This is a genomic window from Gimesia sp., from assembly GCF_048260065.1.
Taxonomy (GTDB): domain Bacteria; phylum Planctomycetota; class Planctomycetia; order Planctomycetales; family Planctomycetaceae; genus Gimesia.
This window is the reverse complement of record NZ_JBLXHC010000008.1, coordinates 108027-122897: the sequence shown is the minus strand read 5'-3', so window position 1 is coordinate 122897 and position 14871 is coordinate 108027. Positions and strand designations below refer to the sequence as shown.

General features: G+C 49.5%; 10 protein-coding genes. 4 read left to right on the top strand and 6 right to left on the bottom strand.

Going from position 1 to position 14871, the window contains the following annotated elements:
- The first annotated feature begins 325 nt into the window (after positions 1–325).
- Positions 326–2632, top strand: a complete 2307-nt coding sequence (locus ACN0YN_RS16465; protein WP_417386120.1) for a HEAT repeat domain-containing protein — start codon at positions 326–328, stop codon at positions 2630–2632.
- A 79-nt stretch (positions 2633–2711) separates the two neighbouring features.
- Here the strand turns inward: ACN0YN_RS16465 and ACN0YN_RS16460 are convergent, their stop codons facing one another.
- Positions 2712–3101, bottom strand: a complete 390-nt coding sequence (locus ACN0YN_RS16460; protein ID WP_417386119.1) for a hypothetical protein — start codon at positions 3099–3101, stop codon at positions 2712–2714.
- A gap of 269 nt (positions 3102–3370) precedes the next feature.
- On the opposite strand from ACN0YN_RS16460, the gene ACN0YN_RS16455 reads away from it, so the two are divergent.
- Complete coding sequence (locus tag ACN0YN_RS16455) at positions 3371–5047, top strand: NAD+ synthase (protein ID WP_417386118.1); 1677 nt, start codon at positions 3371–3373, stop codon at positions 5045–5047.
- 45 nt (positions 5048–5092) lie between these two features.
- Positions 5093–7438 (top strand): exo-beta-N-acetylmuramidase NamZ domain-containing protein, encoded by a 2346-nt coding sequence (locus ACN0YN_RS16450; RefSeq protein ID WP_417386117.1) that lies wholly within the window; start codon positions 5093–5095, stop codon positions 7436–7438.
- Positions 7439–7472: 34 nt separating this feature from the next.
- On the opposite strand, the gene ppk2 is transcribed toward ACN0YN_RS16450, so the two are convergent.
- On the bottom strand, positions 7473–8387 hold the full coding sequence (ppk2, locus tag ACN0YN_RS16445; RefSeq protein WP_417386116.1) for a polyphosphate kinase 2: 915 nt from the start codon (positions 8385–8387) through the stop codon (positions 7473–7475).
- 497 nt (positions 8388–8884) lie between these two features.
- Between ppk2 and ACN0YN_RS16440 the strand changes: the two genes are divergently transcribed.
- Positions 8885–9706: a hypothetical protein gene (locus tag ACN0YN_RS16440; protein WP_417386115.1), complete on the top strand. Its 822-nt coding sequence runs from the start codon at positions 8885–8887 to the stop codon at positions 9704–9706.
- A gap of 88 nt (positions 9707–9794) precedes the next feature.
- Here the strand turns inward: ACN0YN_RS16440 and ACN0YN_RS16435 are convergent, their stop codons facing one another.
- From ACN0YN_RS16435 to ACN0YN_RS16420, 4 genes are all read right to left on the bottom strand, one after another.
- A complete protein-coding gene (locus tag ACN0YN_RS16435; RefSeq protein ID WP_417386114.1) occupies positions 9795–10472 on the bottom strand; it encodes a dual specificity protein phosphatase family protein in 678 nt (225 codons plus the stop codon).
- Between the two features lie 126 nt (positions 10473–10598).
- Positions 10599–11534, bottom strand: coding sequence for a twin-arginine translocase subunit TatC (gene tatC, locus ACN0YN_RS16430; RefSeq protein WP_417386113.1), 936 nt, complete (start codon positions 11532–11534; stop codon positions 10599–10601).
- A 297-nt stretch (positions 11535–11831) separates the two neighbouring features.
- Positions 11832–13577, bottom strand: coding sequence for a hypothetical protein (locus tag ACN0YN_RS16425; RefSeq protein ID WP_417386112.1), 1746 nt, complete (start codon positions 13575–13577; stop codon positions 11832–11834).
- A 213-nt stretch (positions 13578–13790) separates the two neighbouring features.
- On the bottom strand, positions 13791–14648 hold the full coding sequence (locus ACN0YN_RS16420) for a hypothetical protein (protein WP_417386111.1): 858 nt from the start codon (positions 14646–14648) through the stop codon (positions 13791–13793).
- Between the last annotated feature and the right edge of the window lie 223 nt (positions 14649–14871).

Below are 14871 nucleotides of genomic sequence, written 5' to 3'. Positions count from 1 at the left end.
TTCGTTATGGACACGATATTCTGCACTTCCCTTTGCATCGGCACAACGTGAATAACCGAACTATTCATTAAGCCGTGAGTGGTCGTTCAATGCAATTCATCCGGTACGATCGTTCCAGCCAGTACACAGGCTGGTAGCAGATCGTGATGAAATTGCTGAAGAGAGCCTCTCTCAAAGTTCTCCCATCATTGAATTCACAAATCGGCAATAGCAAATTTATCGCTCTCGACTCTACTTTTTAGAGGATATCAAAATGAAGCGCTGCAGTATTTGGGCCGCAGTTCTTTCAGCGTCTGTCGCTGTTCCATTCGCAGGTTGTTCTCATATGCCCACAGCCATGCTCCCTTCCTCCGCCAGGGAAAAAGTTCTGGACAGCAAAATGGCCGTTGCTCAGGATCTGGAAAACAAAAAAGAATTGGAAAAGGCTAAGAAGGCCTATGAATCCATTCATAAAGCTGATCCGAATCGGGCACTTGCCTGCCATCGGCTGGCGATCGTCAGCTACCGGCTGGGTGAGCGTGAAGAATCCCTGAAGTACTTCGAGAAAGCAAAAGAGCTGACTCCCGAAAACGCGAACATGTTGAGCGATTACGGGTATGCACTTTACAAAATGAAGAAGTACCCTCAAGCCGAAGAGGTATTGAGAAAATCGGTTTCATTAAATCCTGAGAGCGAACGTGCCACAACGCGCCTGGCAACTGTACTGGGCAGTCAGGGAAAAATGCAGGAGAGTTATGCTCAACTCTGCAAAATCAGTTCGCCTGCCGAAGCACACGAAATTATTGCTCACCTGCACGCAGAGCGTGGAGAGAAGCAACAGGCTTTGACCGAATATCAGAAATCTCTGGCTTTGAGCCAACGGGATGCCCGCGGGCAGGGATCGATCAAGAAAGGTTCGAAAGAATTTGAACAGAACGAGAAGTTGTTAAAGCGTGTTGAACAGAACATCGCGCAACTGTCTACAGATCCTGCTCTGAGAGCTTCCCTGTCCGATACGCGAATGGTGAGCCATTCTAAAACACCACAGACCAAACCGGAGATGAAGACTGCTGGTCTGGAAAAGGATATGTTCCGAAAAGTGGACCCAGCTTCTGTAAAGAAGCCGGAAATAAAAACACAGCAGCCTCAGGCTGAAACGGAAGTTGCGGATACCAAAGACTCTCCTTTCCGTGTGATCCGGGACCGAATCCTCAAAGACAACAAAGACAAGACTGCTGAAAATCCATTCCTGGCTGACCCGATGCTGGCCGAGCCCGCATTCGATGAACCGCAGGTTGAAGTCGCTGAGAAGCAGCCGGAACAAAAGCAGGTCGTCGAAGTTGAAAAACTGATCGCTGAGGTAAGAACTCAGCCCGCAACACAGGAGCAGGTCAGTTTCAGAAAGCTGACGGATGAAGACGTCAACCGGATGGAAGCCGCTGCTGCGACTGAGAAAAAGACCGTTGCTGTCGCTGCGGTTCAAAAACAGGTTACTCAAGTCCCTGCAGCTTCAGAACAGAGTCAGTCTAAAAAGAAACGATCTGCATTTGAACTGATGCGTGAACTGCAGAACGAACTGATTTCTGACTTCACTCCGCCTCAGCAGGAATCGCCTGCTCCACAGCCGGAATTCCGTCTGGTGCAGCAGACAGAAACAGAACCTCAATTCGATAAACGAAATCCTTTTGAAAATGCCAATCATGTGGCGACTGTCGACTCCCCGTTTGAGGGATCTGCGATCACACGCATCGGCAAATGGAATCCCGTCGATCCGGATATGATCAAGAGTGTTGAGACTGATAACATCAAAACGGTATCACAGCAGGTCGAAATTCAGCCGGAAACACAAAATCGGAAGCTGCTTGTCCAGACTGCCAGTGTCAGTCAGCCAAAGCGGGAACTGATTCAACCCAACACAGCGGAATCGTTGTGTCCTGATGCTCAAGGGGAAGTGTTAAGCCTGGTCCGAGAATTGAATTCGATTCAGATTCCCGAATTGAAACAGGCGATTCAGAGACTGGGAGCAATGGAATCTGAAGCTGCTGCTGCAGTGCCTGCTCTGCGATCTTTGTCTCTCCATGACAATATGGGCGTACGGATTCAGTGTGCATTCTCATTATGGAAGATCGAAGGCAATACAGATGACTCTGTTCCAACTTTGATTGACGCCATGAATTCCTCAGTCGAGAGCGATCGCTCCTTTGCTGCGGCAGTCCTGGCTCAGATCGGGTTCCATTCACAGGAATTGACTCCGATTCTGGTTCGGTCACTGTCAGACAATAATGAATACGTTCGTCTGCATACGGCAGAATTACTGGCCCGGGATTCAGACTGGAAGTACCAGGCAAACAAAACCCTTGCTGATTGCCTGCTCTCGAAAGATGTGAATATCCGCTGGCTTGCCTGTTACAGTCTGGCAGACCTCAAACCGGAAGATGATCATGTGATTGCCGCTCTGAGCATTGCCTTGCAGGATAAAGCCAGCCAGGTGCGTGCCGGTGCTGCTTACGCTCTGGGAGAGATCGGGCCCTACGCTCACAAATCGATTCCAGAACTGCAGAAAGCTCGCTTCGATACGAATTCTGAAGTCCGAACTGCGGCTAAGAATGCTTTGAGCCGTGTTCGCCGGGTGACACCACCGTCTGCTAACTGATACTCATTTTTGTTCGTTACTCGAAGGCTTCAATCCGGAATTTCCAGGGTTGAAGCCTTTTTTTGTGACGAGACTAATATCAATAGCGATTTCGTAAAATGCCCGCTGTGGTATTTACCGTCTGATACTGACTGCTCTGATCAACGCCGTTGACAGCCACACGCTGGGGAGTATTGGTTTGGGTGTCCTTTGAAAGGTGGCGTTCCAGTCGACCTTCCAGGGCTTCTTCTTTCTGTTCCAGTTCCTGCTTTCGCAACTTTCGTTCACGGGTGGCAGCCAGTGCGCCCAGTCCAAAGTAAGAAATCAGGCCAAAGACCCCCATCATCAGGTAGGTGCTGTCTGCTGGAAGAGTAGTAGTCGTTCCCGTTGCCATTCCGAGTATAAAGATACTGATAATCAGGATCGAAGTGTGGCTCAATAATGGGCGTGCGCCTGTTTCTGCTAATGATCTTTTTCTAGAATGCGTCATAAGAGAAGTCAGTCCCGGGATGATTCGAAGTGAGGAATCGATACAAATTGGGCCTTAACGACTAGCCCGGTTCCCTTGAGCGATGTGGATATGCTCATCTAAACTTAGTTCGTTTCTGAGAGCGGGGCAAAAAAAAGTAGGCATTTCATCCCTTTTTTAATAAATGTTGTTGATCGTTGGCTGGTTTTCAGCGAGTTTTGATTGCACATTCAGTTCAGTCATTAAAATCGCTACCTAAATAAGATCTGTTTCAGGAGTTGAGAGCGTCTGTGAAAATTGCTTTGGCACAATTAAACCCGACTGTCGGCGATCTGTCCGGCAACTGTCGTAAAATTCTGGAAACAGTGAATCGTGCAGAGAAATCCGGTGCTGATCTGGTGCTTTTTCCGGAACTGATTCTCTGCGGCTACCCACCCAAGGACATTCTGCTCAGAGAAGGTTTCATCGAAGCCTGTGATCACGCAGTAGACCGACTGGCAGCAAAGTTAAATCCTGAGATCGGCGTGGTGATTGGTCATCCTACGGGGCGCGATCTTCCCAAGGGACGCATCGCCAATGCGGCCAGCCTGCTGTATCAGGGAAAAATCGATTCTCAAATTCATAAATTACTGCTGCCCAATTATGATGTCTTCGATGAGCAGCGCTATTTTCGTCATGCAGATCTGAAACAGATCAAACCAGTATCTTTCCAGGGGCTGAAGCTGGGTTTGCATATTTGTGAGGATGCCTGGTGGGGGCAGGCGGATACCTTCTATCACAATCAGCCTTTTGAACTCCCGGATCCGGTCAGGATTCTTGCAGATGCCGGCTCGGACCTGCTGATTAATATCTCTGCCAGTCCCTTCGAGATTGATAAACGAAAGCGTCGACAGCAGATCGTCGGTGCACACCGGGAACGCTACTCGATTCCCTACCTGTTTGTGAATCAGGTCGGAGGGAATGACGATCTCGTATTTGACGGTCATAGTTTTGTGATGGACGCTTCCGGCGGTCTGGTATTGCAGATGCCAGGCTTTAAAGAAGACCTCCAGTACTTTGAGACAGACTCGACCGTCGAACAGGGAATCACGGAAGTCGAAGCTTTATCTCGTGAAGAACAGCTTTTTGAAGCGCTTGTCTTAGGGCTGCGAGACTATATGCAGAAGTGCGGGTTTACAGACTGTGTGCTGGGGCTGTCTGGTGGGATCGACAGTGCTCTGGCTTGTGCGATTGCAGCAGAGGCAATCGGACCAGAGCGGGTGCACGCGCTGTTGCTGCCCAGTCGTTACAGCAGCGATCACAGTGTGGCTGACTCGCTGGCGCTGGCAGAAAATCTGGGACTCGACTATGAGACGATCCCCATTGATTCGATCCATCTGGCCTTTGAAAATCTACCCGTGATCGGCGAGGATTTAAAGCTTGATCCGGCCGGACTGGCGGACCAGAATTTACAGGCTCGCATCAGAGGTGCGAATGTGATGGTCCGCAGTAATCAGCATGGCTGGATGGCCTTGGCGACAGGAAATAAGAGCGAACTGGCGATGGGCTATTGCACCCTGTATGGAGACATGGCGGGTGGTTTTGCGGTTCTGTGTGATGTATTTAAGTGTGATGTCTATCGCGTGTCACACTATGTGAATCAACGAGCCGGAAAAATTGTGATTCCGGAAAACATACTCAAGAAAGCGCCCAGTGCCGAGCTGGCACCGAATCAGGTCGACCAGGATTCACTCCCTCCCTACGACTTACTGGACGGAATCCTCAAAGGACTGATCGAAGACGAACGCTCGGTGAAGAGTCTGTCGAAGGAGTATCCTCCAGAAACCGTGCGCTGGGTGGCTGGTCGACTGGATCGCAATGAATTCAAGCGACGACAGATGCCTCCGGGGATCAAGCTCTCTGCCCGTGCGTTTGGTTCCGGACGTCGCATGCCGATGGCGGCCCGTTTCCAATGGGATGAAGATTAATTTGTTTGATAGATATGCCCCTGACTCCTGCTGCAGGAAAAAACGATGAAAAACTATCTCTGGATTGTGACTACGGTTCTGTTATTCGTCTGCTGCGGACATCAAGGAGAGGCGGCCAATTCTGTACGCCTGCCTTTCGCATCACCCGAATCGGTGGGGATGGATCCGGGGCGGCTGGCGACCATTGACTATGTTGTTCAACGGGGACTGGAAAGAGATTCCATGCCCGGCGCTGTTGTACTGGTGGGTTATCAGGGAAAAGTGGTCTTCCTCAAAGCATACGGAAATCGTCAGGTTAAGCCGGAAAAAGTGGCGATGACGACCGATACCGTGTTCGATCTGGCATCACTTACTAAACCCATTGCGACGGCAACCAGTATCATGCAGCTGGTTGAACAAGGCAAAGTACAACTCAGCGACCCTGTTGCGAAATATATTCCGGAGTTTGCCGTCAACGGAAAGCAGGACATCACTGTCTATCAGCTGTTAACACACCAGGGGGGATTGATCCCCGATAATTCGATCAAGGATTATCAGGATGGCCCGGAAAAAGCGATGCAGCGTGTATATGATTTGAAGTTGTACTACGAACCGGGAACCCGCTTCGCGTACACGGATGTTGGATTTATTCTACTGGGTGAAATTGTAAAGCGGGTGACGGGGAAGTCGGTACATGAATACTCGCAGGCTAATATTTTTCAGCCACTGGGAATGACCGAAACGGGGTACCTTCCGGCATCGGAATTGAGGAAACGTGCTGCAACCACCCAACAGCGCGAAGGACGCTGGATGCAGGGAGAAGTCCATGATCCACGGGCCTACAAGTTGGACGGAGTTGCCGGGCATGCCGGCCTGTTTTCCACCGCGGAAGATCTGGCTGTTTACGCTCAGGCTCTCTTGAACAAAGGACGTTCCGGAGAAACACAGTTCATGAAGCCAGAGACCATCGATTTGATGACCCGGGGTTATCAGGTGGTTGACATTAACCGGGGGCTGGGCTGGGATGTGCTGTCGGGTTACTCTTCAAATCGTGGAGACCTCTTTTCCAGTCAGGCATTCGGGCATGGCGGTTTTACGGGAACCTCGCTCTGGATCGACCCGGCTCAGGATCTGTTTGTGATTTTCCTGAGTAACCGGGTTCACCCCGATGGCAAAGGGTCCGTCAACTCGCTGGCAGGACGCATCGGTACTATCGCAGCCGCCGCCATTAATGCTGACACCGTTTCGCAGTCTGTACCTGCCACATCCTCGAGTGACAGTTTGAATGTTCTCACGGGAATTGATGTATTGCAGGCAGAGCAGTTCAAATCACTGAAAGGCCTGCGGATCGGATTAATTACAAATCACACAGGGTTGACCAGGGATGGGAAAAGTACGGTGCAGGTTCTCAATGATGCACCACAAGTTCAGTTGAAAACCCTGTTCAGCCCAGAACATGGTTTCGCGGGTAAACTGGATGTGTCGAAGATTGGAGACAGCACGGATGAAAAAACGGGCTTGAAGATATTCAGCCTGTATGGAAAGACGCGCACTCCGACGCCGGAAAGTCTCCAGGATCTGGATGTGCTGGTCTTTGACATTCAGGATATCGGCGCCCGGTTTTATACCTATATCTCGACGATGGGAAATGCCATGCAGGCTGCACAGCAGCAGGGGATTCGCTTTGTGGTGCTCGATCGCCCGAATCCGATCAATGGAGTCATCTTTTCCGGACCGATTCTGGATGAAGGTTCGCAGTCTTTTGTGGGCTATCATCGTATTCCCGTTCGGCATGGCATGACTGCGGGAGAACTGGCGCAGATGTTTAATGCGGAAATGAAAATCGGTGCCGACCTGCAGGTAATTCCCATGCAGAACTGGAAACGCGAAATGTACTTTGATGAAACCGGTTTGACCTGGGTGAACCCCTCGCCCAATATGCGGAATCTGAACGAAGCGATTCTCTACCCGGGTGTGGGGTTGCTTGAAACGACGAATCTTTCAGTCGGGCGTGGGACCGATACTCCCTTTGAATGGATTGGTGCTCCCTGGCTCGACGGAATGAAACTGGCGCGGGAATTGAATCGCTCGGGACTGCCGGGAGTACGATTCGTACCCGTTCAATTCACTCCCTCATCCAGTAAGTTTGCGAATGAATTATGTGGTGGCGTGAATTTCGTTGTGACGGAGCGGAGAAAGTTTCAGTCAGTAAAAACCGGACTGGAAATCGCCTGTCAGTTGCGCAAACTGTTTCCTGAACAATGGGAAACAAAATCGTATAACCGTCTGCTCGGAAACCAGAGTGTTTTTGATGCGGTTGTCGCCGGAAAATCAGTGATGCAAATTCAGGCGCTCTATCAACAGGACCTGGCCGAATTCGGTTTTCACCGGGCAAAATATCTGTTGTACTGAGAGGAAGTTCTTTAATCTGGAGTAACGTGGAAGATTACCACTCGCTGGTTTCAAAGATGACTTCTTTGGAACCGATGATCTGCGGGTCAATATCTTCCACCAGAGAATGATCCTTATTGGGATACTCTATCTGATTGAGCACATACCTCAGGCAATTGATCCGGGCACGTTTTTTGTCGTCTGAACGAATGACCGTCCAGGGACAGGCTTTGGTGTCGGTTGCCATGAACATGGCGTTTTGTGCTTTGGTATATTCATCCCAGAGACCCAGACTTTTGACATCAATCGGACTGAGTTTCCATTGCTTCAACTTATCAGTTTCACGTGCTTTGAAACGGCGGAACTGCTCTTCCCGACTGACCGAGAACCAGAGTTTGAACAGGTGAATTCCCGAGTTGACCAGCATGTTTTCCAGCTGAGGTGCCTCCCGCAGAAAGGTGTGGTGTTCGGTGGGACGACAAAATCCCATCACCGGCTCAACGACCCCCCGGTTGTACCAGGAGCGATCAAAGAAGACCATTTCCCCACTGGTAGGCAGGTGCTCGATATAACGTTGAAAATACCACTGCCCCAGTTCTTTTTCATTTGGTTTCGGTAAAGCGACCACGCGGGCACCGCGAGGATTCAGGTGCTCCATGAAACGCTTAATAGTGCCCCCTTTGCCTGCTGCATCCCGTCCTTCAAACAACAGCACGATGCGCTCCCCATTCAGCTGCACCCAGCGTTGCAGTTTCAGCAGTTCGATTTGCAGCCGGGTGATTTCACGATCATATTTTTTTCGCTTCATTTTGGAGGGATAGGGGTAGTTTTTGCAGAGGATCTGCCCCTTCTCGGCTGACTTGACTTTTTTCTGAATCGCTTCGGGAACGATATCCTCGGGAAGTTTCAGGTGGTAGGTCACCGGTAAGAGCGAAGCGTCCTGTGATTTTTTTTCAGACTTGGAACCCATGAAATGGCCTGTGTTTGAATCGGTATTGAAGGTGTGAGGACTGTTTTAGCGGTCTTCATTATGAAGATCTGATGAGAAAAAAGAAGCCCGTTCAGTGCAGATCGAAGTGGGTTACAGGAGTAGTTGGATTACGCCAGTGATGTAAGTGTTTTTGTGGAAGAGGTTTACGGTAAATGGTTTTGGGAAGTTTTCCAGCTGTCATAAGAATTTGTATTAACTTTCTCCAGGTGTTCCCTAACTTCCTCTTGCAGCAAAACAGCCTTTTTTTTAGTCTTCCTGCCACATTTCATTAGACTGTGTCCAGTTTTACTGCAGCGTCTCCAGGTCCATTTGGACCGAGTATATTAGATTGACGGACGCTATGGTTAAATGTGATGCGCTCTAGTTCTTACCCAGATACCAGTTTCAGAATTCAACTGCCGACCGTTTTACTGTTTTCACTGTCCAGTGGAGACTCAGGTCGAATCCAGCAAATATCTCAGGAAAGCAAAGCCGATATGTGGAGATCTATTCTCATCACAGGCATGTTCGTGATTGTGTGTGGCACTGGAGACAGACTCTGTTCCGCGCAGGAATTTCGAATTCGTACCACCGTGTATCAGCATCAGCAGGAAACAGATCCGATCATCGTTTCCCGCAGTGTTTCGATTTTCCATGCTGAGAAAGTTTATGATCACGTAGACGGATTAGGTGAAGTGACGATCTTTGACCCGATCCAGAAAAAACTGATTTTATTGAATGAGTCCCGGATGCTTAAAACGGTGATCAACTTCGATGAAATCAAGCATCTGTTAAATGTGGCAAGACATCAGACTCAGGAATATATTCACGATCAAATCAAACGGGAAGAATCGACGGGGAAAGCAATTGCCTCCCGGTTAAAATTTCAGCTGGATCCCACATTTGAAACGCAATTTGACGGCAATAAAAACCAGTTGACGCTGGAGAGTAAACTGATCAATTACCGTGTGCAGTGTGTTGCCCCTGATCAGAATGCCTCGGTTGAGAATTACCTTCGATTTGCTGACTGGATGGCGCGTTTGAACTATGTACTTCATCCCTACACGTTGCCCCCTGCGTCGCGAATTGCATTGAATGAAGAACTCAGGACCAGAAATCTGATTCCGATTGAAGTGGAATTACAGACGGACCTGGAAGAAAAACTGCACCTGCGAGCCGAACACAAAATTCACTGGAAGCTGGATCACAAAGACCGTGGTCTGATCCATCATTGGGAAACGCTTCGCAAAAACAAAGAAGTGAATTCCATTACTATTCAGGAATATCTCAGAAACCAGTTTGCCAATTTGCGAAAGTGATACCTGGCTGAAACGGTATTCCGTCGAAACAGGTCGCTTGATTTTGGACCTCAGCGTCTCGCGATGCTGGAGAAAAACTGGGTACGGTCTATTTACCAATCACGGGGATGGTCGCCGGTGGTTCATACCATTCGACTTTCTCTTCCAGCAGGTGGGAGAGTCGAGCCAGGTTCTCATTGAGGTAATCAATCAGTGCCTGATCTTTGTGTGGTTTCCAGTCGTACTGCAGTAATTCCTGGTAGGCTTCTTCAGGGGATTTCTTCTGAACCAGCATGCGATAGGCGGCGATCACGCCACCCGTTCGCTGGGCACCAGCTGCACAGTGAACTAAAATCGGTTTTCCTGCTTTTTCACAGCGCATGATTTCTGCAACCGCTTCGGCGTAATCTTCGACGTTTCCTGTGCCGTCTCCGATCAGATGCAGAACCTGATGGTCAATGTGCAGTTTCTTCGCCGTTTCCACTTCGGTTTTCAGATAAGGCTTCTGCAGATCACTGCCGTTGAGGGCGATGACTTTCTCGATGTTATTTTCGCTCAGAACTGGTTCGATCAGGTAGCTGGAGATCTGGCCGCTGCGATAGATTTTGCCTGGCTCCACGACGCCAAAGCGTTTGGCCACCAATCGGTCTTCCAGCACTTCTTCCCAGATCAGGACTCCCGCCCCGATCAGGGCACAGACAAGCAGGGTGATTTTGATCAGTTTCTGCTGCCGGGGGGACTTGCTGGCGGGTTGCACAACCGCTTCCTGCTCCGCGCTGGTACTCATTTTCATCCTCGCTGAATTTAGCACAATCTCGCTGAAATCCAGGGATTCCTGACCCCGGACCGCGACATTGTAGTGGAAGACAGCGTCATCTGAACAGAGGAAAATCAGCCTCTGTTCCAGCAGGAATCAGTGGTCGTCAAACGGACTGGCATTGGCACTGGGGAAGTATTTACACATCGCAATCCCCAGTCCGTACAGAAACAGGAGAGGCACCATCATCAGCAGCATGCTCATCGGATCTGCCGGGGTCATCAGCATCGAGATGATCGAAATGATCAGAATTGCCATGCGGGTTTTTTCAATGTAATCCTGCACTGTGAAGACAGAAATGCGTTCCAGGAAGAGCATGACCAGCGGCAACTGGAAACTGAGACCAAACATCAGAGGCAGGGTAATTGCGAAGCTGATCCACTCCGAGAGTCGAATCTGCGGATTGACGCCCAGCAGCTTGTTGAAGCCCAGCAGGAAGTTGAGCACAAACGGGAAGACGGCGTAGAAGCAGAACAGTGCCCCACCCAGAAACAGGAAAATACTGATTGGCAGGTAGATGTAAACATACTTGCGTTCGTGGGGATACAGTCCGGCAGCCACGAACAGCCAGATCTGATAAATCACCCAGGGGCTGGCCATCACCAGACCGGCAACGAATGAGACCTTGAGGTAGATCGTAGTAAAGGCTTCCTGCACAGCGAGCGTGACCGGCTCGGCCATGGTATCTTCCAGGTTATTGAGCCTGTGCTGATAGTCTTCCAGAATTTTCTGCAGCGCTTTGGTTTCCGCGGTCGGATTCTGTTGTGCATTCAGGCTGGTAATCAGCTCTTCGATGCTTTTCTGCTGTTCTTCTGATTCTTCCTGAGGCAGTTTATCCAGATTGTATTCTTTCAAGGCAGAATCAATCGGGGCTCGCACGACTGCGACAATCTTATGACCTATAAACAGAGCGAGGACCACACAGATTGCCAGTCCAATCAGTGCCTTCCATAAATGAATACGAAGTGCTTCAAGGTGATCCCCGAAGCTCATGGTAGATTCATCAAATAGATCGTGAGACTGTGGTTTCATCTGACTTTGCATTCTGGAGAGACCAATACCATACAGCATCACCACGATCTGCGTTAAACGGGATGAGCGGTAACGGCATCAGTAAAATGAGCGGGTACTGTTCAGAACAAATGGAATAATGTAACTGGCTCCTGAGGAATTCACGATGTTGCAGGAATGTGAATCAGGAGTACCCACTCCATTTGCCCGCTGGATGAGCAGGAGGGAAGAGCGGTGGTAACTAATACTATTGTAAACAACCAGATCGCGCTGTCAACCAGAGGCATTCGGAAGATGCAGAAATCAGGGAGTTGCCGGTTATGCAGGACCAGCTTCCATCGCGGGATCTCCTGCAGGATCGCCAGCGGGGTCGGCGGGGGCTTCCGCTGCAGGAGGCTGGATTGCCTCATCTTCAATAATTCCATTATGAACCATTCCCAGATAGAGCAGATTTCCTGCGATGAGGAATATTGTCCAGGTCATCATAGCGGGACCCATTTCTTTGTCATCTTCCGCATAGGCCCAACCTTTGCCGTAGGCATACACCGAAATGAATAAGCCGAGCATACATTGGCCGATTCCATCCCGCTGGTTGATTTTGACCAGTGTGGTTCCAAAACAGCCGAGAATGGTTAAAGAACAGATCCCTAATAGAACGTACAGCAGCATTTCAGGCATCATGGGAACGAGGAAATAGAGTGCGGCACCCAGCCCGCCTCCTGCTACCACTCCGATGCTGGACAGTTTCCAGCGGGCTGTAGGGGCGGCAGTCTTTACCTGTTCCGCTTTAGAAACATATTTGATTTCGTCAACTTTGGTAATCAGATTCAAGTCAGGTTTACAATGTACGGCCAGTAAACCATTCACCCTTGCGTTGTAAATTAATGTCGGAGCATAGAACAGGCAGGCTACCAGCCACAAAATAGAAGGGACAATCAGAATGGTCGGGTCAAGCTCTGCGGGGGTCTTGCCTGTAAATGGACCTTCGACAAAATCGCTGATCTTGTTTTCTTCCGCGTATTCCTTGGCACCGTTGTCTCTGGCAATCGACGAGTTATAGCGGACATTCGAGAAGAATGTATCTAAACCATCTCCATAGACGGCTCCAATTGCAGCCAGACAGCCCAGCGCGGGAAGTGTGGTAACGATGAATACAAAGCACCAGAAGAGAGCGGGTTTGAACAGAGTCAGAAACGTTTTTCCCAGTTTGTGCATCAGCCAGCCGGGAGTGGGATCCGCCACTGTCATGTGCGGAATCGCGAGCGGGAACATCATAAAGGTCGGGATGAATCCGACAGCAATGAGAATCGCTCCCACTGGAACGGACCCACTGGAGATGAAATAATAACCCATGGATCCAAGAATGGCCTGTGCAGGTAAGCTGAACAGGATCACCCAGAAAATGAATTTAATTCCCAGTGCAGAACAAAGGAAAAAATCGAAGTTGATGCGTTTCAGCTTGTCTTTTTTCTGTAATGCATACCGCACAACTTCTGTCTGAATAAACCAGATCCAACCAGGGATTGCCATGATGGAAACAAAGGCAATGAATCCCCAGAATGCACGGGGAGGAGTTCGATGGCACCACATCATCATGAAGATCGAGCAGAAAAATAATGTGCTCGCGATGGATGAATACAGGAAGGTTTTAACGGCCAGTCCTTTATGGTTTCCCAGGAATGTATAAGCGTCGCCCCAGGCTTTCGAATAAAATTCTTCAATTGCAGGGCCTTTGCGTTTTCGTTTTCGGCGTGTCGCCTCGCTCATACGGCCCGTGCTGAGATCAACGCCGCAACTCGGGCATTCCGTGTCCTCTTCTCCGACGTCGTGTCCGCAGCGGGGGCAGATTTTTGCTGCTTTGTCTTCGAGTTTATCAATATCCAGAGTGGCCAGAAAATCGTCTGTATCTGCGGGTTTACTCGAACTGCTGCGTTGTTTGCTCTGTTTTGCAGCTGTGACTTTGACAGGAGCGCCGCATTCTTTACATCGTACTCGTTTCCCTTCAGCTTCGTCTCTGACGGAAAAGGAAGTATTACACTCTTTGCAGCGGACCTTGATGGGCATGTAAGACCTTTGAGATGTTTAGTGAGATCCCTCGAAATCAATCCCAGTCAGCCTGCCCCCTGAAAGGTTTTGTTGTCCGATTCCGGATCTGGGGACACTATAAAGTCTGGCTGACTCTTTGCTTCCAATTATCAACAGAGCATGGGGTATTTCGCAAGTGGACAGTCATTGATTTTCAAATGAGTCCGTTTTTCCTCATAAGTGAAATCCAGATTAATTCAATAAGGGATCATGCTGTTTCACTTTGAGCAGCTTCTGCATCTCAAGTAATCGAGAGCGCGTATTCTGTGCCAGAGTCGAATGCTGGCTTCTGGAAAAACATTTTAGCGATCGATTCAGGCACCGTGTTGCGCTGCGGAAGCGACCTGCTGTCCAGAACAATTCTCCCAGATGGACCAGATCCTGTCCCATCAGTGGCTGGTTGTCTGTCTGTTTGTGGAGTTGATATGCTTTTCGGAAACAGAAGACAGCACGTTGATGATTTCCCTTCAGCCCCTGAACGATTCCCAGGTTCCCCCAGTCCGCAGCCTGAGATTCCGGATCGCCGTACAGTATCTCGCGTGACAGTGATATGTTCAGTAGTTGCTCTGCCAGTGAGTAATCTTCCTGCAGGATTGCGTCGTTCGCACGTCCCGTCAGATCACAGGCAGCATTATCCGAGAGCTGGTCCAGCTCTTCCTCAAGGGTCTGATGGTTTGCTGATCGCAGGTCTCCCCACGCAATGGAATATTGCTGAAACTGAGCGGCTAAATCGAAAAATTTCAGGTTTCGATAGGCGACTGCCAGATTATGGCAGACGACGGATCTCAGCTGGTTGTCTCCATGCTGTTGTGCAACATCAAGTACGATTGAGAATTGTTCAATCGAATCCAGATGCTCACCGGTTTCCAGTAGAAACTGTCCCAGATGCAGTTGGCGCGCCCACTCAGGGGCGTTGAAGTCACTCGAGAAGAAGAGGGCACGTGCTTCCCCCCGTTTTCCTTCAGAGACCAGCAGATGTGCCTGTTGTACGATCTGATTTAATGTATCCAGGCCTGCTGCGCGCGGTGTAGGGGGTAATGATTCTGGCACTGCGAACTCCTCTCAAGTTTCTGATCTTGGGTTTTGTAGATATCTGAAACGAGAGAGAGTGAGTGAGATGAGAATTTTTGAGGGAACGAATCCCCCTGAGCCTGATTGAGAGTTTCAGGATTTTCGGCTGTCAGAATTAACGATATTACCTATTTTAACAATTGTGTCAATTGAAAAATGATTCAAACTCAATCAACTTTGGAAAATCGTGATATCAGACCCT

What these genes read in the sequence shown, in the direction of transcription:
- ppk2 (WP_417386116.1), bottom strand. Translation starts at nt 8,387, where the DNA reads ATGGGTTCCAAGTCTGAAAAAAAATCACAGGACGCTTCGCTCTTACCG.
- ACN0YN_RS16440 (WP_417386115.1), top strand. Translation starts at nt 8,885, where the DNA reads ATGTGGAGATCTATTCTCATCACAGGCATGTTCGTGATTGTGTGTGGC.
- ACN0YN_RS16425 (WP_417386112.1), bottom strand. Translation starts at nt 13,577, where the DNA reads ATGCCCATCAAGGTCCGCTGCAAAGAGTGTAATACTTCCTTTTCCGTC.
- tatC (WP_417386113.1), bottom strand. Translation starts at nt 11,534, where the DNA reads ATGAAACCACAGTCTCACGATCTATTTGATGAATCTACCATGAGCTTC.
- ACN0YN_RS16435 (WP_417386114.1), bottom strand. Translation starts at nt 10,472, where the DNA reads ATGAGTACCAGCGCGGAGCAGGAAGCGGTTGTGCAACCCGCCAGCAAG.
- ACN0YN_RS16450 (WP_417386117.1), top strand. Translation starts at nt 5,093, where the DNA reads ATGAAAAACTATCTCTGGATTGTGACTACGGTTCTGTTATTCGTCTGC.
- ACN0YN_RS16465 (WP_417386120.1), top strand. Translation starts at nt 326, where the DNA reads ATGCCCACAGCCATGCTCCCTTCCTCCGCCAGGGAAAAAGTTCTGGAC.
- ACN0YN_RS16460 (WP_417386119.1), bottom strand. Translation starts at nt 3,101, where the DNA reads ATGACGCATTCTAGAAAAAGATCATTAGCAGAAACAGGCGCACGCCCA.